Genomic DNA, 22,953 nt, shown 5'->3' with positions numbered 1-22,953 from the left:
CGCCGACCGCACTCCACGCCACCCCCACCGCGCCCGCGGCGATGGTCGCCGAGCGTGTGCGGGAGCGGCTTCGGGCCGAGCGGATGGACCCGGCGCGCGACCCCGACCATGCCGCGCACATCGTGCGGATGGAGGTCCGGCGCCACAACGACTTCGCACTCGCGCGCGGCCTTGCCGCCGTCGACGACGAGACCGCCTGCGTCCGCGAGGTGCTCGCATCCGTCGCGGGATACGGACCGCTCCAGCCCTACCTCGACGATCCGACGGTCGAGGAGCTGTGGATCAACGCGCCCGACCGCATCTTCATCGCTCGTGCAGGCGTGGCGGAACGCGTGCCGCTGACCCTGACGGATGCGGCGGTGCGGGATCTCGTCGAACGGATGCTGCATTCCTCCGGTCGCCGAGTCGACCTCAGTCAGCCCTTCGTCGATGCGTCGCTCCCTGACGGCAGTCGCCTCCACGTCGTCATCCCCGACATCACGCACCGGCACTGGGCGGTCAATGTGCGCAAGTTCCTCCCGGCATTCCGCGACCTCGATCGGCTCGTCGCGACCTCATCTCTGACGGAGACCGCAGCTGACCTCCTGCGCGGTGCCATGCGGGATGGCAGGAGCGTCCTGGTTTCGGGTGCCACGCACGCCGGCAAGACGACGATGCTCGGCGCGCTGATCGCAGCGTGCCCGCCAGCGCACCGCATCGTCACCGTCGAGGAGACCTTCGAGCTCGCTGTCGGCGCCCCCGACCTGGTCGCTCTGCAGGGACGTCAGCCCAGCCTCGAGGGCTCGGGCGAGGTGACACTCCGCCGCCTCATCAAAGAGGCGCTCCGCATGCGTCCCGATCGTCTCGTGGTCGGGGAAGTCCGCGACGCGGAAGCGCTCGATCTCGTGCTCGCACTCAACACGGGGGTGCCCGGGGCGGCGACCATCCACGCGAACTCCGCCCGCGAGGCGCTGGGCAAGCTCGCCGCATTGCCCCTCCTCGCCGGTCGCAACATCGACTCGGCCTTCGTGCTGCCCGCGGTGGCGGCATCTGTCGACCTCGTCGTGCACTGCGGGCGGGATGCCGCGGGCCGTCGTCGCGTCGTCGAGATCGTGGCTCCGACAGGCATCGTCGACGGGGTCATCGAGGCACGGACGCTGTACCGGCCGGATTCGCCATGACCTTCGTATGGGGTGCGGTGCTCGCGGCAGGGCTGCTGCTCACCCTCTCGCCGTGGCTGTGGCCCGCCGGGACGGCTCGGGCGGGTCGGGAGGCCCCCGGCCGCGTCGCGCGCCTGCTCGAGGATGCCGGACTTCCACGGGTGTCGCCGACATCCGTCGTCATCGTGTCGGTCGCCTGCGCGATCGTCGCCGCGGCGGTCGCCTGGCTGCTGACGCAGGTCGCGCCGCTCAGTCTCGTGGCCGCCGCCGCGGCCGGGGCCGCTCCGTACGCGGGGCTTCGGGCGCGGCGATCGAAGCTGCTGCGCACGCGGAGAGGACTCTGGCCGGATGTCTGCGACCTCCTCATCGCGTCAGTGCGGGCCGGGATGTCGCTCTCCGATGCCGTGGCGAGCCTCGGCGACTCCGCTCCGGCGCCGCTGCGACCGGCTTTCGCCGCGTTCGCGCAGGATGTCGCGGCATCCGGTCACTTCGACTCGAGCGCCGTCCGCTTGAAGTCCGCGCTCGCCGACCCGACCGCCGATCGCATCATCGAGACGCTGCGAATGGCGCGGCAGGTGGGTGGTACCGAGCTCACACCCGTGCTGCGCGCGCTTGCGACGTCCGTTCGTGCGGACACCGCCCTGCGCGGCGAGGTCGAGTCACGGCAGTCGTGGATTCGCGGCGCAGCGGTGCTGGGCGTGGCCGCGCCCTGGGTGATCCTGGCGCTGCTCGCGATCCGCCCCGAGGGCGCTGAGGCATACAGCAGCCCCGAGGGAGTCGTGCTGATCCTGGTGGGTGGCGCGATCTCTTTCGTCGCCTATCGCGTGATGCTGCGCCTGGGCCGACTGCCCGAACCCCGACGGTGGTTCGTGTGATGCCCGTCGGTGCGAACGACCTCGCCTACTCCATCGTGCTCGGCGCGGCGCTCGGCGTCGGCATCTGCCTGCTGGTGTCGCTGGCACCGCGGTGGGGCGCTCCGAGCCTCGCCCGCCGCATCGCGCCGTACATCCGCGATGTCACCGATCCCCGCGGCCTCCCTTCCGGTCCGGTCCCCGGGGCGCACGACGTCGCACTGCTCTGGCGAGAGTTCCAGCAACGTCTCGCGCGGGCTGGTGGCGGCTCGGAGTCGACGGCGCGCCGGCTGCGCCAAGCCGGATGGACGATGGATGCTGCGACCTTCCGCGGACGCCAGCTCGGCTGGGCGATCGGCGGCGTTGCGGTCGGCGGTTTCGCTGTTGTGGTCCTCGTCCTGCTGGGGCGAGGTGCGCCCGCGCTCGGCCTGCTGCCTCCGCTTCTCGCGGTCGCCGCCGTGGCCGCCTGTGACGGGTGGCTCAGTCATTCGGCGCGCATACGGGTCGATCGCATCGAGGAGGAGCTGCCCACGGTGCTCGAGTTCCTCGCGCTGTGCCTGTCGGCCGGCGAAGGCATCCTCGACTCGGTCCGCCGTGTCAGCGACATCGGTGCCGGCGAGTTGACGAGTGAGTTGCGGGCTGCGGTGGTCGCCGTTGGCACCGGCTCGTCCCTCCCGGAGGCGCTCGGCACGCTCTCCCGCCGGCTCGATATCGCTTCGGTGTCGCGAAGCGTCGATCAGCTCATCGCGGCCATCGATCGCGGCGCCCCGCTCGCGCAGGTGCTGCATGCCCAGGCGCTCGATGCGCGCGAAGAGGCCAAACGCGGGTTGATCGAACGTGCCGGCCGCAAGGAGATCTACATGCTCGTCCCGCTCGTTTTCCTGATTCTGCCGTTGAGCGTCCTGTTCGCGGTGTTCCCCGGGATCTTCATGCTTCGACTCGGAATCGGCTGACCATCAGGTCGGAAAGAGAGAGAAATGCTCCACTCGTACATCGACCGCGCACTCGCGCGGCTCAGCATGGCACTCCGCGACACCATCGAGGACGAGCGCGGCGACGTGCCCGGCTGGGTGCTGATCACGCTCATGACGGCCGGGCTGGTCGTCGTGATCTGGGCACTTGCCGGACCGGCGCTCGCGGGTCTGTTCGAGCAGGCGATCTCGCGCGTCTCCGGCCTCTGACGTCGTGCGCGGCATCCGTTCCCGGCTCGCGGGCGCACTCGGCGGCGAGGGCGGATCCAGCCCTGTCGAGTTCGTTCTGGTCGGGATGATGCTGACGCTCCTCACCCTCGGCGTGCTGCAGTTCGGCCTCTCGATCTACGTCCGCAACCTTGTCCACGACGCAGCGGTCGAGGGAGCGTTCCACGCCGCGCTCGCCGACACGTCGCTGGAAGATGGAGCGCGCCGCACGCGTGAGATCGTCGCGCGGACCGTGGGCCCGGAGTACGCGACGGATGTCGAGGTCCACGAGACGGGGCGGCTCGGGCATCCGTCCGTCGTGGTCTCGGTGCGGGCGACGCTGCCGCTGGTCGGCCTGCTGGGTGCTCCACGGCTGTTGGAGGTGAACGCCAGTGCTCCGGTCGAATCGCTGGACTGAGCCTGACATGGACGATCCCGAACGCGGATCGGCGGCACTCGAGTTCATCGTCGTCGGCCTCATCCTGCTGGTGCCGCTCGTCTATCTGGTACTCGCGCTCGGGCTCATCCAGGGACAGGCCCTGGGCGTCGAGGCCGGCGCGCGTCACATCGCTCGGGCCGTGTCTCTTGCGACGGATGCCGACTCGGCGCGGGTGACCGCCGCGCGAGTGCTCGATTCCCTGGTCGACGAGTACGGCTTCGACGCCGACTCGGTCCACCTCGACCTCTCGTGCGCGCCCGCAGGCGCTTTCTGCCCGCAGGCGGGTGCGACGCTCATCGTGAAGGTCCGCACGACGGTGACGCTGCCGCTCGTGCCGCCGGTGCTCGGCCTCGACAGGCTCGCGAGCATCCCGATCGAGGCGTCGTCGGCGCAGAAGGTCTCGCGCTTCTGGGGCACGGGATGAGGCGGCTGCGCCTTCGCAGGGATGCGTGCCGCGAGCCCGATGACGAGGGGAGCGTTCTGCTGCTCACGCTCGGCTACGCCCTGCTCGCGATCGCGGTGATCCTCGTCTGCGTCGATGCGACGAGCCTGTACCTGTCGCAGAAGCGACTCGATGCGCTGGCGGATGCCGCGGCCCTCGCCGGGGCGGACGGCTTCACGCTCACGATCGAGGGTGGTGACCCCGTCGCCACGCTGACGGGTGATGCCGTGCACGACCAGGCCGAATCGATCGTAGCCGCGGTCGGCGGGGGAGCGACCCTCGTCTCAGCGGGGACGCCCGACGGCGTGTCGGCTCGTGTGACGGTCGCGGGAGCGTGGCATCCGCCGGTTCTTGCGCTGTTCGTCCCGGCCGGAGTCGCGCTCGAGGCGACCGCCACGAGCCGCACCGCTCTGCGCTGAACGCTTACGCGAGCGCGTGGTTCAGGAACCAGCGGTGGCCGAACGGCAGGGGCCCACCCGCGAAAGCGGATGAGCCCCTGGCACTGCTCAGCGGTGCGTCAGCACCCCTTCACCCAGCTGAACCCGTGCTCGCACCACCAGTGGGCGCTGCCTTTGGCGGGGGCGGCCTGGAATGCCTTCGTGATCTCCTGGCTGAAGGTGTTGCCTGCGGCGTCCTTCGCGGTCACCCGGAGGTCGATCCAGCCGCCCGTGTCGGCGACGGGGATCTTCCCCGTGTAACCGCTGACGTACGCGCGGGACGTCACGAAGATATCGCCGTCGTTCGCCACGGCACCCGTGGGGGCATCCGTCGCTGCGGACTTGAGCACGACCTTCGCCCACTTGCCGCCCGTGGTGCGGGCTTCGAGGGTGGCGCTGGTGATCTTGCCCGCAGGGTCCGTGCCGGCGACGTGCCCGAGCTCGAGCCCGATGGTGACCGGAGACCCCTTGCGCCGATCGGTTCCGGCTCGTCCGTCCTTGGCGATGTCGACGTCGTAGTACGCCTGGATCATCGCGAGCCGCTTGGTCGCGTAGTCGTCGACGGCTCCGGTGGCTGTGAAGTTCCACTCCGACACCGTCTTCGTGGACGACGGGATGTGCGAGCCGTCGTGGGTCGCGGTGCTCACGACCCGCCAGTTGTGCGTGCCGTCAGGGATCTCCGAGACATTCGCGCCCTGGTACTTGCTGGCTGCGAGCTGCACGCCGTCGATGTACACGTCGGTGAGCTGCTGCACGGGTGCGTTCTCGGCGTAGGTGTCGAACGATCCGGTATGCGCCGAGTCGATTCCGTCACCCCATCCGGGGACGTTGACCTGCGCGAAGGCGGACTGGCGGTAGGGGACCCAGTAACCGGTCGCGACGTACGGCCGCACGATGCCGCCGTAGTAGCCGGTCTTGATGCGCTGGCCGGCTTTGTAACTGCGCAGCGTGTCGCGCATCTCCCACATGTCGTCCAGGATCATCACGCTCTGGTTCCACTGCACCTGGTCGGTGTTGACCCATTCCTCCCGCGTGGTGCCGCGAAGCGCACGCATCGGGTAGCCGCCGCTGTAGCCGACCTTCGGCGCGAAGTCGGCGCGGAACTCGCCCATGTCTTCCTTCTTGCCGTAGTACGTGGTGTCGACGCGCGTGAGCTTCTTCGGGGCGTAGTGCAGGTTCGCCGGGATCTCGCCATCGGTGAACCGCGCGATGTCGTAGAGGACGTTCGTGTACGGAACGCCGACGGCGTCGAGAGTGACGGCCTTCTCGGCCATGTCGGCGAGGAGGGCTCGTCCTTCGACGCCGCTTATCGCGGCGACAGGAACGGGCGACGAAGACTCGTAGTCCGCGGAGCCGACCCACTCGCTGATTTCACCATCGGCGTCGTTGGCGACGACGACCATCTTGGCGCCGGCGGCGACCGCATTCGCGACGCGCTGCGACGAAGAGACTTCGTCCGAGCGGGTCACGACGGCGATCTTGCCGGACACATCGGCCGCCTGCACTTCGGCGACGCTGCCCTTGCCGGCATTGACCGCCTTACCGGTGAGTTTGCCGTCTAGGAAGGTCGAGCCGGCCTGGATGATGATGTCGAGCGGCTTCTTGCCTGCGGCGACCGTCAGCATCGGCTTCATCAGGCGCCAGCGGGTCGTGAAGTCGACGTCTGCGTCATTCGGCTTCATCGGCTGAGCCCACATCTCATCGACCTTCACCGGCATGATCGCGCTGCCTCGAAGTCCATCGGCGGTGAAGTCCATGCGGCGGAAAGTCTCTTCGAGACCCTTCTTGCCGATGTCGAGTGTCACCTGCTTCGCCGTACGGGCGTCGAGCGCGACAGACACGTTCTGGTCGAGAGTGATGTGGGGGTCGCCGACCAGCACCTCGGCCTTCGCGTCGGGAGTGCGGTCGAGCTCCATGTAGGACATGACCGAGTAGTTGCCCTTCATGACGCGGATCGTGGTCTCGCCCTCGACGGCGATCGGGTCGACCACCTCGGTGTCGGAGTTCCACACCCACGCATAGGCCAGCGTCGGCTCACCCGTGAAGTCGGTCGCGGTCATCTTGATGTCGTACCGCTCCGCTTCGGCGATGGTGCCGAGCGCCGTGCGGGTCACGGGCGTGCCGTCGATGGAGCCGACGAGCGTGCCCGACAGCTGGGTGCCGGCGGGCACCTTGCCCGGGTCGACCGTCATCGCGACGCTGCGCGTCTCGCCTGCGGGGATCGCGAGACTGTCGACATCCATCGTCAGCGCTTCGAATGCCGCATCGACCGAGAGCGGACCGGGTCCGGTATCGCCGCGGGGCGTGGTGTCGGCCAGGGTGGCCGCGAGAGCGACGGTGACCTCGGCGTCGCTGCGGTTGGTGTACTCGATGGTGCGGGTGACGGGGGTCGCCTCTTCGCCCCACATCAGCATGCCGAAGTCGCCCGAGCCCGCGGCGATGACGGGAGCGTCGATCGCGGCCTTGACATCGACGACGCCGGCGCCGCCCTGGTACGAGGTGTATCCGACGTCGGTCGTCGTGCTGACGAGTGCTGCTCGCAGCTGCGCCGCCGTATATTCCGGATGCTTCTGCTTGACGATCGCGGCGGCGCCGGCGACATGGGGGGTGGCCATCGAGGTGCCGCTCATCGTGATGTACGAGCCCTCCCCGGCGCTGTCCGCTGATCGCGCGGCGGTTACGTCGTTGCCTGGACCGGTGAGATCGGGCTTCATTGCGCCGGAGCGCGATAGGGGGCCCTGGCTCGAGAAGTACGACAGTGCGCCGGACGGGTCATCGACGGAGCCGACGGTGAGCGCCTGCTCGGCCGAGCCCGGCGAGCCGACGGACTCCGGTGCGCCGTTGTTGCCGGCGGCCACCACGAACAGTGCGCCGGTCTCGATCGCGATCTGGTTGAGCGACTCGGCCATGAGGTCCTTGCCGTCGGAGGCGCCGTACGAGCCGAGGCTCATCGACACGATCGGGGCGTGCTCTCCGGCCCACTCCATGGCCTCGATGATCCAGGAATCCTGACCGGATCCGTCGGAGCCGCCGAGCACCTTGCCGATGAGCAGCTGTGCGCCGTCTGCGACGCCGCGGTGCGTGCCGCCGCTTGCGGCGCCCGTTCCCGCGACCGTGGATGCGACGTGGGTGCCGTGGCCGTGCTGGTCGGTGTCGACATCCTCACCGGGAACGAAGCTCTTCGAGTCGGGCGAGATGTGGCCCTGCAGATCGGGGTGCGTGTCGTCGATGCCGGTGTCGAGCACCGCGACGGTGACGCCTTCTCCGGTGAAGCCCTCAGCCCATGCCGCGGGGGCATCGATGAAGGGGACGCTCGAGTCGAGCGTCGCCTTGACCTTGCCGTCGAGGTGGATGGCGGTGATGCCGCCGGCGAGCGACGGTTCGGCCGAGAACGCCTGGGCGCCGGTCGGCGCCATCAGCGCCTGCCATGCTGCGGCAGCGTCGGCGTGCTGGAGCGTGGCCGCGGCGGCGTCGATGCTGGGCAGCTCTGCCTGCACCTCGAGTCCGGGCAGCGGTGCCGAGAATGTCCGAGCGGTCGCGGCATCCTGTTGCACGATGATCGGGGTCGCGGCGACCGAAGCGTCGTCGTACCCGTACTCGATGAGCAGCGAGACGTTGAACAGGTCGGGGTCGAGGACCCCAGCGGCGACGTAGGCGGTCGCACCGTCGGGGATGACGTGGAGGTCGCCCGCGGCCTCGTAGGTCTGGAAGCCGGCGCCCGGCTGGGCGGTGGTGACCTCGACGGTTTGCTTGCCGGCCGCGACTTCGGTGACCTTGACGCGGTCGCCGGTGATCAGGGTGACGGTGTGAGAACTGCCGGCAGCCGCGGCAGCGGGGGGCGCTGTCTCGGGGGGCGAAGCGGCGGCTGCCGGCAGGGTGGTGACGCCGATGCCTGCGAGCGCGATCGTGACGCCGCTTGTGGCGGCGACGATCGAGCGCAGACGACGGCCGGAAGGCGTGGGTCGTGACATGCGGGGGAGGACCTCTCTGGGGGAAGGGGATCCCACCGAGCCTCACATGGCGCACGGCGTATCGTGGTGGCGGAGAAATGCCATGGCCGGGATCCGCCATCCCGCTGCGATGAAAGAGGGAGTGCGTGCTCGAAGCGCTGGGTCTCGATGATGCACACACCGCCGTCTACCGGTCGGTGCTCGCTGTGCCGAGCGCGTCGGCGAAAGAGGTGTCCGCGTCGGTCGGGATGCCGGTCGGCCGCGCTCGCACGATGATCGGCGAACTCGAGCGGCTCGGTCTGCTCGCACGCCAGGCATCGCAGCCCGACCGGGTCGTGGCCTCCCCGCCAGCGATCGCGTTGAAGCCCCTGCTTCTGGAGCGGGAGCGGGGCCTGACTCGGGCGCATGAAGCGCTCATCGAGTTCAGTGAGCTGTATCGAGAGGCCGCCGACCAGCGGAACGCGGCGGATGTCGTCGACGTGATCCTCGGGACGGATGCCGTCCGGCAGCGGATCGGACAGCTGCAGGCGGCTGCCAATCGTGAGGTGCGCGTGCTCGTGCTCAGCCAAGTCGCGATCATCTCGGGCGCTGAGAACGTCGAGGAGGATCGCGCGCTCGAACGTGGCGTCCGCTACCGGGTGGTCGTGGAGGGTGGTGTGCTCGAGCGTCCCGGCTTCCTCGACGTCGCCCGCAGCGTGGGTGCTCTCGGCGAAGAGATCCGTGTACTTCCCACGCTGCCGACGCGCATGTTCATCGCCGATGACGCCATGGCGCTGCTGCCGATGCGCTCGCACGGCGAAAACAGTTCGCTCGGCGCGCTGCTGGTGCACCCGAGCGGTCTGCTGGATCTCGTCATGGCGATCTTCGAGGAGTACTGGAAGACGGCCACGCGGTTGCTCCCCGACGACAATGGCGCGCAGGATGGCGTGGACCGTGACGTGCTGAAGCTGCTGCTCCTGGGTCTCACCGACGCCACCATCGCCGCGCAGCTGCGCATCTCGGTGCGTACGCTGCAGCGGCGCGTGGCCGAGCTGATGGAGCTGGCCGCCGTGACGACCCGCATCCAGCTCGGGGCTGAAGCCGTGCGCCGCGGCTGGATCTGACCCTGGACTTCGCTCGCGATCAATGTTTCGCGCGGGGCACGAACTTCGGCACCCACCGCAGGAAGGCGAAAGCGCCCACGAAGCCCAGCACACCCATGGCGCCGGTCGCGACCGCGAGCGAAGAGATCGCCGTGATGCCTGCTACGAGCAGCGGTGACAGCGCACCGCCGGCATCCGTCAGCGTGCGCCACGAGCCGAGGAACGGGGCGGGATTGGCCTTCGGCGCGACATCCGCCCCGAGTGTCAGCAGGATTCCGCTCGAAAGCCCGTTGCCTACTCCGAGCACGGCGGCGAAGACTCCGAACCAGAGTTCGGCTGATGAGAGGTCGTGAGTGAACGCGAGCGCGAGGAACCCTGCGCCCATCAGGATCATCGCGGGGAGGGCGGCCCAGAGTCGGCCGAAGCGATCCATGACCTGGCCGCTCGCGTAAAACAGGGCGAAGTCGATCGCGCCCGAGATGCCCACGACGAGCGCGATGGTCTGCGCGTCGAGGCCGATCGAGACGCCCCACAGGGGGAGCACGACCTGGCGCGCCGAGCGGACCGCTGAGAGGGATGCCGCCGCCACGCCGAGTCGTGAAAGGACGCGCCGGAACAGCCACATCGTTCGGAACACGCCATCGTTCGACCCCTGAGCGCGCCGCAGGGCGGTGGTCGGGATCGAACCGGTGACAGCCTCGCCGGTGTCCTCCGTCAGCATCGCGTCGGTCAGGGGGTCGTCGTCTCCTTGATCCCGTTCCGGCCTCGGCTCGTCGGGGATCACGCGCTCCGGATCGGGACCGAGGAGCACGAGCAGAACGGTCGCGACGAGACAGGCGCCGAAGAACCAGATCGATGCCGTCGGTCCGAAGACGATGAGCAGTCCGGCCGAGACGAAAGGTCCGACGAACATACCGAGGCGGAAGGTTCCGCCGAGAAGTGAGAGCGCGCGCGCCCGGAACGACAGCGGCACGCGCGTCGTCATGAACGAGTGGCGCGCGAGGCCGAAAGCTGCGGCGCAGAAGCCGATGAGGAAGACGGATGCCGTGAACACGACGAGCGACGGGGCGAACACCATCCCGATCACGCCGAGGATCGACAGGGTCCCCGCGATCGCCATCGTGAAGCGCTCGCCGAGGCGCGCGACGGTCCACCCGGCCGGGATGTTGCCGCAGAGCTGTCCGACGACGAGCGCCGATGCGACCAGGGCGGCGGTGGCGACATCCGCCCCGAGATCGGCAGCGATGACGGGGATGAGAGGGATGACCGCGCCTTCGCCGAGGGCGAAGAGCACGGTGGGTCCGTAGATCATCGGCCCGAACCGCAGCAGGACGGTCGAGGCGCGGTCGGTCACCGCATCCACGTTAGTCTGGAGTGTCATGCTCGATTTCGATCTTTCCGCCGATATCCAGGCCCTTCGCTCCACGTTCGCCGACATCAAGGCCGTGGTCGACGTCGGGGGACTCGAGGCCGAGATCGCGCGGCTCAGCGAAGAAGCCGGCGTTCCCGATCTGTGGGACGACACCGACAAGGCGCAGAAGATCACGAGTGCCCTGAGCCATCGGCAGACCGAACTCGCGCGCATCGCCGGCATCGAGCAGCGTCTCGATGACCTCGAAGTGCTCGTCGAACTCGCGAACGAGATGGATGACGAGGATTCGGCCGAAGAGGCGCGTCACGAGCTCGCTGAGCTCGAGGACATCATCGGTCAGCTCGAGGTGCAGACGCTGCTCGACGGCGAGTACGACGAGCGTCCGGCGGTCGTCACCATCCGTGCCGGTGCGGGCGGGGTGGATGCTTCCGACTTCGCCGAGATGCTCCTGCGCATGTATCTGCGGTGGGCCGAGCAGCACAAGTATCCGGTCACGATCATGGACTCGTCATACGCCGAAGAGGCCGGCATCAAATCCGCGACGTTCGAGGTCGACGCGCCGTACGCGTTCGGCACGCTGAGCGTCGAGGCCGGCACGCACCGACTGGTGCGCATGAGCCCGTTCAACTCCGCAGGCAAGCGGCAGACCTCGTTCGCGGCGGTCGAGGTCATCCCGCTGCTGGACGAGGCCGTCGAGGTCGAGATTCCCGAGAACGATCTGCGCGTCGACGTGTTCCGCTCGTCCGGCCCCGGTGGTCAGTCCGTCAACACGACCGACTCGGCTGTGCGCCTGACGCATCTTCCGACGGGCACCGTGGTGTCGATGCAGAACGAGAAGTCGCAGATCCAGAACCGCGCGGCCGCGATGCGTGTGCTGCAGTCGCGCCTGCTGATCCTCCAGAAGGAGCAGGAAGCGGCGATCAAGAAGGACCTCGCCGGCGTCATCACGGCGAGCTGGGGCGACCAGATGCGTTCCTACGTGCTCGCGCCGTACCAGATGGTCAAGGATCTCCGCACGGATCACGAGGTAAACAACCCGTCGGCGGTCTTCGATGGTGACCTCGACGGATTCATCGCTGCCGGCATCCGCTGGCGCAAGCGGCCCGCCGACGACTGACCCCTGGTGGGTGCGGGCTAGTATCGCGACATGCGCGAGGTGTTCGGAGACTCGGGTCCTGCGGTGCTGCTGCTCCCTGGCGGGGCCGAGGCGGTCGAAGGCTTCTATCCCGGCTTGATGGAGGGGCTCATGGCCGATCCTGGCTGCCGGGTGATCCTCTATGACCGGCCGGGTGTCGGCCCCTCCGAGGCGGAAGGCGGGCTCGCCGAAGCGACTGATGCGATCCATGCCACCCTCGCCGAGCTGAAGATCGGACCTGTGGTCGTCATCGGCCAGAGCCTGGGTGGCGCCGTTGCGATGCTTCTGGCTCGTGATCATCCCGAGGATGTGGCCGGTCTGGTCCTGCTCGATCCGACGCCGGTCAACGATGCGAAGCTCGCCAAGCAGGTCGAGCAGACCGCCAAGACAACGGCTCGCATCTCCACCGTTCCCGGGATCCACTGGGCGCTGACCGCGCTGCTGCGGTCGAGCGCCGGCCGTTCCGCGCGGCGTCACGACATGAGCCCCGAAGCCCGCACCGCGACGTTGAAGATCGCCGAGGTGGATCTGCCGAAGCTCAGCCAGTCGGCCACGGGGCTGGCGGCGATCGCGGAGGGCTTCGACGAGTCGCAGCTGCCGCTCGTACCGGCCGCGGTCGTGACGGCGGACCGCAAGCCCGATTCCACCATCCGGAAGGCACATGCCAGGATCGCGGCTGCGCTCGAGACGCCTCTGCTGTCGTGGCCGGGCGCCGAGCATCAGGTGCACCTCAGCCATGAGGAAGAGGTGCTCGAGGTGTCGCGTGCCGTCGTTCGCGCAGTCGCGGTCAGCGAAGAGTAGGCCCGACCCGCGAAGAGCGGATGCCGCGCCCCCGGGTGTCGCGGGCGACCCTCGCCGGTCGCCCGCTTAGGCTCGTTAGGCCATGATCCGGTTCGAGAATGTCACGAAGCGCTTTCGCGGCACCGCGAAGCCCGCCCTGAGCGATGTCGACTTCGAGGTGCTCCGCGGGGAGTTCATCTTCCTCGTCGGTCCGTCCGGTTCGGGCAAGTCCTCGTGTCTTCGCCTGATCCTGCGCGAAGAGACGCCGAGCGACGGGCGCGTGGTCGTGCTGGGACGGGATCTGCGCACCCTGTCGAATCGCAAGGTCCCGTACTTCCGTCGGCACATCGGCGCCGTGTTCCAGGACTTCCGGCTGCTGCCGTCGAAGACCGTCTTCCAGAACGTCGCCTTCACACTTCAGGTCATCGGGTCGTCGCGCGGGTTCATTCAGCAGGCGGTGCCCGAGGTCCTCGCCCTCGTCGGACTGGCCGGCAAGGAGAAGCGGTTCCCCCACGAGCTGTCGGGCGGTGAGCAGCAGCGCGTCGCGATCGCTCGGGCGCTGGTGAATCGGCCCCAGGTGCTGCTCGCCGATGAGCCGACCGGAAACCTGGACCCTGCGACATCCGTCGACATCATGCAGCTGCTCGCACGCATCAACGCCGGCGGCACGACCGTGGTCATGGCGACGCACGAGGCCGGCTTCGTCGATCAGATGCAGCGGCGGGTGATCGAGCTGCGTCACGGCGAGATGGTGCGCGACGAGGTTCACGGCGGGTATGGCGATACATCGGGTCTGCCGAGCCTCGCCCCCGCGCCCGAGCGTGGTGCGGCCGCGGCTGCCGCGCTCACCGCCGTGCTCGAGGTGCAGCGCGAAGTCGCCGCCGCAATGGATGCCGAGCTCGAGCCCATCGACCTCGCCCCCGAATCGGACGACGATGAGCTGCTCGCGGGTGATGAGATACCGGATGCCGTCCACGGCGACCCGGAGGAGGGCGAGCATTCCGACCGGCTGTTCTCTCAAGGGTCAGCCGCCGATGGGCCGGCTGCGGACGTGGCGCTTGCAGCCTCTGCCGTGCCCCAAGCGCCCGCCGAGACCCCGGAACCCACAGCACCCGCAGAGTCCGTGGTTCGGGCATCCGCGCCATCCGCTCCGCCCGCATCCGCTACGCAACCCATCCCGGTCGCCGACATCCCGGAGGTCGACGTGGCAGAGTTGGGTCTCGCCGATCGGCTCGGGCTCGGCGAGACGGATCCGGACGATGAAGTGGGGCCGACCTCGTGAGGGCAGGACTCATCCTGTCGGAGGCGTTCACCGGCCTTCGTCGCAACGCGTCGATGGTCATCTCGGTCGTGCTCGTCACTTTCGTGTCACTCACCTTCGTGGGCGCCGCGATGCTCATGCAGATGCAGATCGGCACGATGCGCGATTACTGGGCGGATCGGGCGCAGGTCGCGGTCTTCATGTGTTCCGCCTTCTCGCAGGAGCCGACGTGCACCGACGGTGTGGCGACGCAAGAGCAGCTCGATCAGGTTCAAGCGACTCTGGACAGCGCAGCACTGTCGCCGTTGATCCGGGATGTGCGCTTCGAAACACGGGATGAGGCCTACCAGAACGTCATCGATCTGCTCGGTGAGGATTACGGCAGCGTCATCACGCCCGACCAGCTCAACGAGACGTATTGGATCAACCTCGTCGACCAGCAGCAGTCCGATGTCATCATCGAGGCCTTCACCGGAATGCAGGGCGTCGAAGAGGTGCAGGATCAGCTGCAATATCTCGAGCCGCTGTTCTCCGCTCTCACCGTCGCCACCTACATAGCGGTCGGAATCGCGGCGCTCATGCTGATCGCCGCCGTGCTGCTGATCGCGACGACGATCCGCCTGTCGGCGTATGCGCGACGGCGCGAGATAGGAATCATGCGTCTGGTGGGCGCGTCCAACCGGTTCATCCAGACGCCGTTCATCCTCGAGGGTGTCTTCGCTGCACTGATCGGCTCGCTCCTTGCGAGCGGTGCCGTAGTCGCCGGCGTCTACTTCGGCGTCGACGGCTACCTGCGTCAGCGGGTCGAGTTCGTCACGACGTGGGTGGGAATTCCGCAGGCGTGGCTCGTGATCCCCGTTCTCATCGGAATCGGCGTCCTGCTGGCTGCGCTCTCGGCCGGGTTTGCCATTCGGCGCTGGCTGCGCACGTAGGCGCGTGTCGCTCAGCGACCGGATGCGGCATCCGTCGATCGATCTGAACGTGAGTCGGTTAGACTGACAGGCTGCCGCAAGCCCATCGACCGGCTCAGGGATCGTGCGGCGCCTTATCGAGGAGTCATCATGCCCAAGGAACGCGGTGAGACGGTCGTCGCGACCAATCGTCGCGCGCGCCACGAGTACGCGATCGAGAAGACGTATGAGGCGGGCATCGTACTGACCGGCACCGAGGTGAAGTCGTTGCGGCAAGGTCGTGCGAATCTCAGCGACGGCTATGCCTACATCGATGGGGGAGAGGCCTACCTCGATGCCGTTCACATCCCCGAGTATTCGCAAGGGCACTGGACCAATCACGCGACGAAGCGTGTTCGCAAGCTGCTGCTGCACAAGGACGAGATCATCAAGATCTCGCATGCGGTATCGGCTGGTGGTTACACGCTCGTGCCGCTCAAGCTCTACTTCTCAGACGGTCGCGCCAAAGTCGAGATCGCGGTGGCCAAGGGTAAGCGTGAGTACGAGAAGCGGCAGACGATCCGCGAGCGCGAGGACAAGCGCGAGGCCGAGCGAGCGATGCGCTCCCGCAATCGCATGGGCGACTGACGGAATCCGAGGTCGGCGCCGTCAGAAGGGCGGCGGCTCGGGATCGGGCTCGAACCGAACGGCGGGCTCTGGCAGATCGGTGTAGATCCGACCGGTGGGGCTCGTCCATTCCAGGACGCCACCTTCGAGCTGGCGGACTCGCCAATGGCTGTTGTGCTTCAGAGTGTGGTGGCGCTTGCAGAGATGCGCGAGGTTGCAATGACTGGTGGCCCCGCCACGTGCGGCGTCGTGTGTGTGATCAATGTCACAGCGCCACACGGGCTGGCGACATCCGGGAAAACGACATCGCTCGTCGCGCGCACGAAGGAACCGGCTGAGCGATCTGCTCGCCCGGTAACGGTCCACCGCGAGGACACACCCGGTCACGGGCGAGGTCATCACGCGTTCCCATCCGGGCGCGTTGGCGAGAAGGCGACGGGCACTCTCCGGGTCGACGGGTCCGTAGCCCGCGAGCAGCGCCGGTTCGGTTCCGACCCCGGCCGCGGTGAGTACGGGAACCGTGATCTGTACGGTGGCACGGATCGCGTCGATCCCTTCGCCTTCGCTGCACGTCTCGGCGGTGCCGGCGAGTAGGAGATCGCAGACGATGTCGGCGCGCAGCTGATCCATCGTGCGGATGTCAGTGGCCGGCGCTTCGCTGGCACCGGTCGCGCTGGTCAGACCTGTGTCATCAGTGTCATTGCTCTCGCGGGTGTCATCGGTCCCGCCCATTGCCGCGGGCGCGCCGGTCTGACCAGGCGCACCAGTCCGACCGTGCTCGGTGCTTTTCGCAGGGCGCGCGGCGATCACCGAGTGAGCGTCCTGGGTGAGCCGATCGAAGATGCCGTGGGCGAGGACTGAGGGTATCGTCAGGTCGAGTTTCGACATGGCGTCGGCGAGGTCGATGAGCTGCACACTTCGCCGCGTGCGGGCCTCGACATGGCGCTCCTGGATGGTGCGCGGATTCAGCCTCGCCGCGAGCGTCTCTGCGACGGGCCGCAGTCGACCGGCGGTCATCGTCTCCGCGCGAGAGAGCGCTGCGCTGACGAACTCGGCACGTGCGACGGCGTCATCGATCGGGAAACCGACTTCATGGATAACCGAGACGTGAGCTCGCGATATCCGCGCCGCGGCGAGCGCGTCCACCACCCCAGAGAATCGAGCACACAGATCGGCTGCGTCATTGAGCTGACGTTGGATCGTGCGTTCGGACAAGCGGGCAGCTGTGGCAAGGTCGGCGATCATCGTCCGCGCGGGCATATCGGTCTTGACCGACTCGCGAGACGTCAGGCGCGACCGCTGCTGTTCCACGAGAGACGCGACGGCCGCAAGGGTTCTGATCTCGCGGGCGTCGATGACCGCCCTCTCGCTTCGGCATGCGACGAACTCGTCGACCAGCGAAGAAGTCGCCGCGCGGTCGCGCGCATCCTGGTCGGCGGGCTCGCATGGGAGGGGCGACGGATCGGGATTCGAAGACATGGTCTCGCTCGAGGCAGAAGGGTGAGTTGATGCGAGATCCCTTGAGCGCGGCATTCGCACCCGTTCTCATCCTCTGGCCGTGAAACTCGTCTTCAATAACTGTGTCTAGAATCTCTGTTCTTATGATCGCACAGTGTGTCGTCACATACAAGCACGCACTTCGTATGTTTGTTCTATGTCACATCGAACGGTCGCATCAGGTGGTGCTCCGTTACGCTGAACGCGCCCAGATGAGGCATCCCGCTTCGTGGCGCCATAGTCTGGCGGACATGCCATTCATCCAGATCTCCATTGCTGAAGGACGCACCGATGACCAGGTGCGCGACCTCGTCAAAGAACTCACCGAAGCCACTGTTCGCACGATCGGCTCGAAGCGCGAGGCCGTGCGCATCATCGTCACGCAGGTCTCCGGGACGCACTGGGCGAACGGCGGCGTGACGGTGGCCGACGAGAAGGCTGCGCAGGAGGCGGCTGCCTCGAACGAGAGCTGAGCCGAAGTCAGCGGGCGACGAATCTCGCCTCAACCGCTGCACTCACGAGAATGTCCTCCGGCTGCAGATCGACCGCCGGCACATCGCCCATCGAGTCGGTCGCAAACGAGGCCTTCGCCATGCGCAGCATGCCTTGTTCCGGTCGCGCGGGGTCGCTGTGGTTCAGCAATCCGACATCCGCGATCTCCAGCGGTGTCACCGATGCGAGGCCGATGGCGCCGGCATAAGCGGTGGCACGCTCGACGGCGACCTCGACGGCGTGCGAGGCGACATCCGCTTCGGTTGCCTTGGCTGTTGCGGGTGTGAGTCGCCATTCGATGTTGTCGACCTGGATGCCGTCGCGTTCGGCGACATCGCCCAGCCACCACGACAGGGCCGCGAAGTCGACGAACGTGGCCGTGATCTCCACCGAGGCATAGTGGACCAGCGCGAGCTGCTTGCCCTCGTTGTTCCAGGGACGGTTCGCCCACACGGCGACGCGCTGGCTCGACCACTCGGAGAGGACACCGCTCGCCTTGCGGGTCTCGAGGTCGTCGCGAATCGGGGCGGCGAGCGACGCCATCCGCTCGACGACTTCGCCGCGCTCGGGCCCCTCCGCGCGGACGGAGAGGTGTGCGACGGCTTGTTCAGGGGCGATCCGAGTCTCGTGCTCGCCTCGGACGGTGATGACAACTTCACTCATGCGCAGAGCCTACGCGGCGTATAGTGCGTCGAGAATGCCACCGGTCGCCCAACCTTGAACGCAAAGGCGTGATCATGACAAACCTCGCCAGCAGTCACGTACGCAGTGTCGCCCTTTCGTCGGTGCTCGTCGCTACCCTCCTGCTCGTCGGGCTCGCGTCGCCCGCTGTTGCCGCGCCGCAGAGGGCGGAATCGACGGCCGTGGGTGTCTCCTCGACAGGGTCGACGTCGTCGTCCGGACCGGACGGCCGGCACACAGGCGGTGCTGAAGACGCGACGGATCACGCGTTGTCGATCACCGAGGCGAGCCCGAGCGACCGCCGCAACGTCCAGGGCGATGCTGTTCTGGCCGTGAACGCCCCCATAGCGGGGACGGTGAAGGGCAGCGATGGACAGCCACTCTCCGGCGTGATCGTCTCGATCTGGTCGTCGGCGTGGGACGGTGTCACGGCCTGGGACTACCCGCTCACCTTTGTCGCATCCGTGGTGACGAGCGGGACCGGCACATTCACGCTGAGCGTCCCCGTGGGGTATTACACCTTGTTCTTCAATCCGGTCGACGACCCCGATTCCGCCTGGTCCTGGGTGGGCGGTCAGGCGGTTCCGGGCAAATATCCCACGCTGGTCAGCTCCGGGGGGTGGCAGGTGAACGCGTCGCTCGGCGCGTCGCACGCGATAAGCGGCTCTGTGACCGGCGGACCCACGAGCACACCGCTTTCGACACCGATGACCCTGTGGGCGTGCAACGATCGCGAGTCGAGCTTCTGGTGCTCGCCCAACTGGGAGATCAGCAGCGACCCCGGCGGGTACGGCTTCTGGCAGTTGCCGGCCGGGTATTACCTGCTCGAGGTGTCGGCGCCCGACTCGCGGTACAAGGGCGAGTGGTGGAACAACAAGCCAGATTACGGCGCGTCCGACTTCATCCAGGTCTCGAATGGAGTCGACACGTTCGCCGACATCAACCTGGCACGGCACGTACAGGTTCTGCCGGAACTCACCGTGAGCGGCACCGCGGCAGTAGGCAGGACTGTGTCGGTGACCGTGCCCACGAAGGTCTCCGGTGCGACCTACGTCTACGCCTGGTACTCCGACGGTGTCGCAATCGCGCCGAGTTCACCCGAGTCCACGTTCCTGCTCACCTCGGCGCAAGCGGGCACGCAGATCACGGCGCGTGTCAGGGTGAGCAAGCCCGGGTACGCGACGGTGACGAAGCTGACCGCGCAGACGTCGCGTGTCATCGCGAGCTCGGCGCCGACGATCACCGGCCGGGTGGCGGTCGGACGGGCGCTGACGGCGAATCCGAACGCATGGACTCCAGGCACGACGTTCACCTATCAGTGGTACGCGGACGGCGTCGGGATCCCGGGGGCGACGTCATCCACGTACATGCTCACGCCTGCCGAACGTGACAAGACGATCAAGGTCGGCGTGAAGGGGTGGAACCCGGGCTACACCACATACTTCCGAGGTTCGGGGCCGACTCTGAAGGTCGCGCAGGCGGCGAAGCCGACGATATCCGGTACGCCGAAGGTCGGGCAGAACCTGACCGCGGGGACCACCGGGTGGACTCCGGGCACGACGTTCGTGTACCACTGGTACGCAAACGGCGGTGCGATCGCTGGGGCGGCATCGAGCTCGCTCACCGTCGTGTCGGCATACGTCGGCAAGACGATCACGGTGAGGGTGGTGGGTTCGAAACCCGGCTACACCTCGTTCTCGCAGACATCGCTGCCCACCGCCGCCGTCGTCAGGTGAGTGCTCGGGGGCGCGAGTCGATGTAGACTGAAATGCTCGGATGCCGCGGCATCCGGTGATGGAAAACTCCACAGCGTGACAGCGGCCGCCTCGAAAGAGGACCACGGGGATGATCGGTTTCGACATCGCCTGCGATTCTGCGAGAAGCGGGCCGAGGATGCAGGGTTATCTCGTAAACGACCTCTGCAAAACCATAATTGCCGATGCAAATCGCAATGAGTTCGCCCTCGCTGCATAAGCGAGCCTGAACTCCGTGAGACCGTAGGCGTTCCCGCTACGGACCCTCGCGTCATCTAGGGGACTTGCTGCGTGACGGCGTCTGGACGTCACGCGGGACTCTTCCCAGGCTGGGCTCGTCGACTTAGGTGTCTGTGACAAAGGTCGGAGCCGAGCAGAACGCTTTCACAGACTGCGCCCGGAGAATGCGCAGATTTACAGCGATGGACGGGGGTTCGATTCCCCCCATCTCCACGAATGCCGCTGTCACGTCGATTTCGATGAAGGCCCGGAAGCTATGTGCTTCCGGGCCTTCATCGTGCGTGGAGTTCCGCGAGTGCGTCCGTCACCCGCCGCCGTAGAAGATCTGCTGGAGCGTCCCGTCAGGACTCAGCAGATGCAGCTCGAGGCTGATCGGGACCTCAGGGTCGAGGTAGCCGACTTGGTACGGCCACGCTCGCTGCCCGACATCCGACGTGGTTTGCGGGTAGAGCGCGAGTACGCCGCCGGCAGTCTGGACGTAGCCCTGCTCCCGCGACCGGATGACGCAATCCGTCGAGGACCGGCACTCTGCGAAGGTGTACTCATAGAGCCCGTCGGCCGTGAATCTGTAGGTCTCAGACAGAGTGTGTGAGCCGGTGCTGTCGAGCCAGTCATCCACACCCCACTCACCCACGAGCGCGGGATCCAGCGATTCGATGGCGGTCGGATGTGGGCTGGGCTCCGGCTCAGGCGGTGGGGGAACGGGCTGGCTGTCGGGCACGGGCTGAGGCAAGGGTGCCGGCGTCGGCGATACCGAGCATGCCGACAGCACGAGGATGAGCGAGAGCGCGAGCGGCGCGATCCGTCGCGCTGCGCGAGATGTCTTCATGATCCCCTCCTTTTGAGTTGAGGAGATCTCGGGTGCGGGCGCTGATACGCGCTCGGCTGTCCATAATGAAGGCGTGCAGCAGCGCATAGCACGGGTGACGTCAACCGCCGGCTCCGAGGTGGCGTACGCATCGATCGGCGCCGGTCGCCCACTGCTGTACGTCAGCGGATGGCTGAGCCATCTCGAGTTGAGCTGGGAGCTGCCGGAGGAGCGAGCGTTCTACGAGAGTCTGGCCGAGGGCGGGCTGCTCGTGCGATACGACCGGGCAGGATGCGGGCTGTCGGGGCCGTTGACCGGTCCGCCCTCGATGGCGCACGAATTGGACCAGCTCGCCGCGGTCGCGGAGAAGATGGGTCCTGAGCCCTTCGACCTGATGGGCACCTCGATGGGCGCGCTCGTCGCCGTGGCGTGGGCGGCCGCGCACCCCGGGACGGTCCGGCGACTGGTGCTCTACGGCGGGTGGGTATCCGGCGCCGAGATCTCGACGCCCGAGGTGCGTGACCACATCCTCGGCCTCGTCGAATCGCACTGGGGACTCGGGTCCGATGTGCTGACCGACATCTTCGCCCCCGACGCCCCTGCCGCAACCCGGGCTCGGCTCGCTCTCTACCAACGTGCGAGTTCGAGCGCCGCGACGGCCAGGGCGCTCCTGGCCCTGAGTTACGACCTCGACATCGGCGACCGGCTCGCGCAGGTGCGAGCACCGACGCTCGTGGTGCATCGCGCACAAGATCGGGCCGCACCCCTCGACCAGGCCGACGCACTTGCCACCGGCATCCACGATGCCCGACTCGTTGTCCTGCCAGGCCGTTCGCACCTGCCTTACGAGGGCGATGCTCAGGCGGTCGTCGCTCCGATCCGCCGCTTCCTCGGGCTGCGCGCCTCGCGACGTGGTGCCGGAGTCCTCACAGCGCGGCAGAGAGAGGTCGCCGCACTCGTCAGCGAGGGGTGCACGAACCGAGAGATCGCCGCACGACTGGGTATTGACGAACGGTCAGCCGAGGGACATGTCGAGCGGATCCGCCAGCGTCTCGGCATCCGCTCGCGTGCGCAGATCGCGGCGTGGTACACCGGCCAGCACGAGCGCTCGGGCCCGGTGAAGTGAGGTAGTTCTACGCCTGACTGAGTGGATGCGGTCTTGCATGCTGGGGTGATCCAATACGCGACACCATCGGAGACGACATGACCGAACCGACCACGATCGCCCCACTGGCCTCCGAGTTCGATCAGCACCCCCTGCGCGGTCGGTTCAATGCCGCATTCTTCGAGGCGATGGACTCGTACATTGAGCGCACGCTGCGTCCGCACAAGGAGAAGGTGTTCGCACGGCTCCCGCGTGATGTCGTCGAGATCGGACCGGGCGTCGGCGCGAACCTCCGCTATCTGCCGACAGGAGCGAGGCTCATCGCCATCGAGCCGAACCGGTACATGCATTCCCGGTTGCTGAGCGCCGCTGCCGACCGTGGCGTAACCGTCGACGTACGCGATCGGATGGCCGAGCAGACCGGCCTGCCCGATCACAGCGTCGACAGCGTGATCTCGTCGCTCGTGCTCTGCTCAGTGCAGGAGCCCGCGGCAGTGCTCGCCGAGATACGCCGCATCCTGCGCCCTGGCGGGACCTTCCGATTCGTCGAGCATGTCGCGGCCGAGAGCCGGACGCCGACCCGAGCTGCCCAGCGGATCCTTCGCCGCCCGTGGGCGTGGACCTTCGAAGGATGCTCGTGCGAGCGCGACCTGGAGCGTTCGATTCGGGATGCCGGCTTCGACACCGTCTCGGTCGAGCGATACCGGATCCACAGTCCTTTCCTGCCTTTCAACACGCAGATCGCGGGCATAGCCCGCGCGTAGCGGCGATGTCGGGCCGCGGCATCCGTCGT

General features: G+C 67.6%; 22 protein-coding genes and 1 other RNA gene. 18 read left to right on the top strand and 5 right to left on the bottom strand.

Features of this window, described 5'->3' with window-relative positions:
- The first annotated feature begins 41 nt into the window (after positions 1–41).
- The 7 genes from ABD188_RS14695 (at position 42) to ABD188_RS14665 (ending at position 4,468) form a co-directional block, all read left to right on the top strand.
- Complete coding sequence (locus tag ABD188_RS14695; RefSeq protein ID WP_425561378.1) at positions 42–1,160, top strand: TadA family conjugal transfer-associated ATPase; 1,119 nt, start codon at positions 42–44, stop codon at positions 1,158–1,160.
- The gene (locus ABD188_RS14690) at positions 1,157–2,014 is read left to right on the top strand and encodes a type II secretion system F family protein (RefSeq protein WP_344063803.1); all 858 of its coding nucleotides are present in this window, start codon (positions 1,157–1,159) and stop codon (positions 2,012–2,014) included. Before ABD188_RS14695 ends, ABD188_RS14690 begins: the two co-directional genes overlap by 4 nt.
- Positions 2,014–2,943: a type II secretion system F family protein gene (locus tag ABD188_RS14685; protein WP_344063800.1), complete on the top strand. Its 930-nt coding sequence runs from the start codon at positions 2,014–2,016 to the stop codon at positions 2,941–2,943. The genes ABD188_RS14690 and ABD188_RS14685 overlap by 1 nt, the downstream gene beginning before the upstream one ends.
- 24 nt (positions 2,944–2,967) lie before the next feature.
- Positions 2,968–3,171, top strand: a complete 204-nt coding sequence (locus tag ABD188_RS14680; protein ID WP_344067274.1) for a hypothetical protein — start codon at positions 2,968–2,970, stop codon at positions 3,169–3,171.
- Positions 3,172–3,256: 85 nt separating this feature from the next.
- Positions 3,257–3,586 carry a TadE/TadG family type IV pilus assembly protein gene (locus ABD188_RS14675; RefSeq protein ID WP_425561377.1) on the top strand — a complete coding sequence of 110 codons (330 nt, stop codon included), beginning with the start codon at positions 3,257–3,259 and terminating at the stop codon, positions 3,584–3,586.
- A gap of 7 nt (positions 3,587–3,593) precedes the next feature.
- Positions 3,594–4,031, top strand: a complete 438-nt coding sequence (locus ABD188_RS14670; RefSeq protein ID WP_344063796.1) for a TadE family protein — start codon at positions 3,594–3,596, stop codon at positions 4,029–4,031.
- Positions 4,028–4,468 (top strand): pilus assembly protein TadG-related protein, encoded by a 441-nt coding sequence (locus ABD188_RS14665; RefSeq protein ID WP_344063793.1) that lies wholly within the window; start codon positions 4,028–4,030, stop codon positions 4,466–4,468. Before ABD188_RS14670 ends, ABD188_RS14665 begins: the two co-directional genes overlap by 4 nt.
- Before the next feature lie 98 nt (positions 4,469–4,566).
- Here ABD188_RS14665 and ABD188_RS14660 read toward each other — a convergent pair whose 3' ends face one another.
- On the bottom strand, positions 4,567–8,457 hold the full coding sequence (locus ABD188_RS14660; RefSeq protein ID WP_344063790.1) for a S8 family serine peptidase: 3,891 nt from the start codon (positions 8,455–8,457) through the stop codon (positions 4,567–4,569).
- A 125-nt stretch (positions 8,458–8,582) separates the two neighbouring features.
- Here ABD188_RS14660 and ABD188_RS14655 point away from each other — a divergent pair, with 125 nt between their 5' ends.
- Complete coding sequence (locus ABD188_RS14655; RefSeq protein ID WP_344063787.1) at positions 8,583–9,539, top strand: helix-turn-helix domain-containing protein; 957 nt, start codon at positions 8,583–8,585, stop codon at positions 9,537–9,539.
- A gap of 19 nt (positions 9,540–9,558) precedes the next feature.
- Here ABD188_RS14655 and ABD188_RS14650 read toward each other — a convergent pair whose 3' ends face one another.
- Entirely contained in the window at positions 9,559–10,899 is a 1,341-nt protein-coding gene (locus tag ABD188_RS14650; RefSeq protein ID WP_344063785.1) for an MFS transporter, read from the bottom strand.
- On the opposite strand from ABD188_RS14650, the gene prfB reads away from it, so the two are divergent.
- The 5 genes from prfB to smpB all read left to right on the top strand — a co-directional run bounded on the left by prfB (position 10,898) and on the right by smpB (position 15,604).
- Entirely contained in the window at positions 10,898–12,007 is a 1,110-nt protein-coding gene (gene prfB / locus ABD188_RS14645; RefSeq protein WP_344063783.1) for a peptide chain release factor 2, read from the top strand. The two genes, ABD188_RS14650 and prfB, sit on opposite strands and share 2 nt — an antisense overlap.
- A gap of 30 nt (positions 12,008–12,037) precedes the next feature.
- A complete protein-coding gene (locus ABD188_RS14640) occupies positions 12,038–12,826 on the top strand; it encodes an alpha/beta fold hydrolase (RefSeq protein WP_344063780.1) in 789 nt (262 codons plus the stop codon).
- Between the two features lie 82 nt (positions 12,827–12,908).
- Positions 12,909–14,087, top strand: coding sequence for a cell division ATP-binding protein FtsE (gene ftsE, locus ABD188_RS14635; protein WP_344063777.1), 1,179 nt, complete (start codon positions 12,909–12,911; stop codon positions 14,085–14,087).
- Entirely contained in the window at positions 14,084–14,998 is a 915-nt protein-coding gene (gene ftsX / locus ABD188_RS14630) for a permease-like cell division protein FtsX (RefSeq protein WP_344063774.1), read from the top strand. The genes ftsE and ftsX overlap by 4 nt, the downstream gene beginning before the upstream one ends.
- A 129-nt stretch (positions 14,999–15,127) precedes the next feature.
- Positions 15,128–15,604, top strand: coding sequence for an SsrA-binding protein SmpB (gene smpB, locus ABD188_RS14625; RefSeq protein ID WP_344063771.1), 477 nt, complete (start codon positions 15,128–15,130; stop codon positions 15,602–15,604).
- A 21-nt stretch (positions 15,605–15,625) separates the two neighbouring features.
- Here the strand turns inward: smpB and ABD188_RS14620 are convergent, their stop codons facing one another.
- A complete protein-coding gene (locus ABD188_RS14620) occupies positions 15,626–17,062 on the bottom strand; it encodes an HNH endonuclease signature motif containing protein (RefSeq protein ID WP_344063768.1) in 1,437 nt (478 codons plus the stop codon).
- A gap of 269 nt (positions 17,063–17,331) precedes the next feature.
- Between ABD188_RS14620 and ABD188_RS14615 the strand changes: the two genes are divergently transcribed.
- The gene (locus ABD188_RS14615; protein ID WP_344063765.1) at positions 17,332–17,553 is read left to right on the top strand and encodes a tautomerase family protein; all 222 of its coding nucleotides are present in this window, start codon (positions 17,332–17,334) and stop codon (positions 17,551–17,553) included.
- 7 nt (positions 17,554–17,560) lie between these two features.
- Here ABD188_RS14615 and ABD188_RS14610 read toward each other — a convergent pair whose 3' ends face one another.
- Positions 17,561–18,235: an SIMPL domain-containing protein gene (locus ABD188_RS14610; RefSeq protein WP_344063763.1), complete on the bottom strand. Its 675-nt coding sequence runs from the start codon at positions 18,233–18,235 to the stop codon at positions 17,561–17,563.
- A gap of 74 nt (positions 18,236–18,309) precedes the next feature.
- On the opposite strand from ABD188_RS14610, the gene ABD188_RS14605 reads away from it, so the two are divergent.
- Together ABD188_RS14605 and ssrA are read left to right on the top strand one after the other, a co-directional pair.
- Entirely contained in the window at positions 18,310–19,989 is a 1,680-nt protein-coding gene (locus tag ABD188_RS14605) for a hypothetical protein (protein WP_344063761.1), read from the top strand.
- A 105-nt stretch (positions 19,990–20,094) separates the two neighbouring features.
- Positions 20,095–20,463, top strand: a transfer-messenger RNA (tmRNA) gene (gene ssrA / locus ABD188_RS14600).
- Positions 20,464–20,551: 88 nt separating this feature from the next.
- Here ssrA and ABD188_RS14595 read toward each other — a convergent pair.
- Positions 20,552–21,076 carry a hypothetical protein gene (locus tag ABD188_RS14595; protein ID WP_344063759.1) on the bottom strand — a complete coding sequence of 175 codons (525 nt, stop codon included), beginning with the start codon at positions 21,074–21,076 and terminating at the stop codon, positions 20,552–20,554.
- Positions 21,077–21,149: 73 nt separating this feature from the next.
- On the opposite strand from ABD188_RS14595, the gene ABD188_RS14590 reads away from it, so the two are divergent.
- Positions 21,150–22,181 carry an alpha/beta fold hydrolase gene (locus ABD188_RS14590; RefSeq protein ID WP_344063757.1) on the top strand — a complete coding sequence of 344 codons (1,032 nt, stop codon included), beginning with the start codon at positions 21,150–21,152 and terminating at the stop codon, positions 22,179–22,181.
- Between the two features lie 77 nt (positions 22,182–22,258).
- The gene (locus tag ABD188_RS14585) at positions 22,259–22,924 is read left to right on the top strand and encodes a class I SAM-dependent methyltransferase (protein WP_344063753.1); all 666 of its coding nucleotides are present in this window, start codon (positions 22,259–22,261) and stop codon (positions 22,922–22,924) included.
- Positions 22,925–22,953: the final 29 nt, after the last annotated feature.

Origin of the sequence: Microbacterium pumilum (assembly GCF_039530225.1) — a bacterium.
Lineage (GTDB): Bacteria > Actinomycetota > Actinomycetes > Actinomycetales > Microbacteriaceae > Microbacterium > Microbacterium pumilum.
Note: the sequence above shows the minus strand (reverse complement) of the source record. Positions and strands in the feature narration are given on the sequence as shown.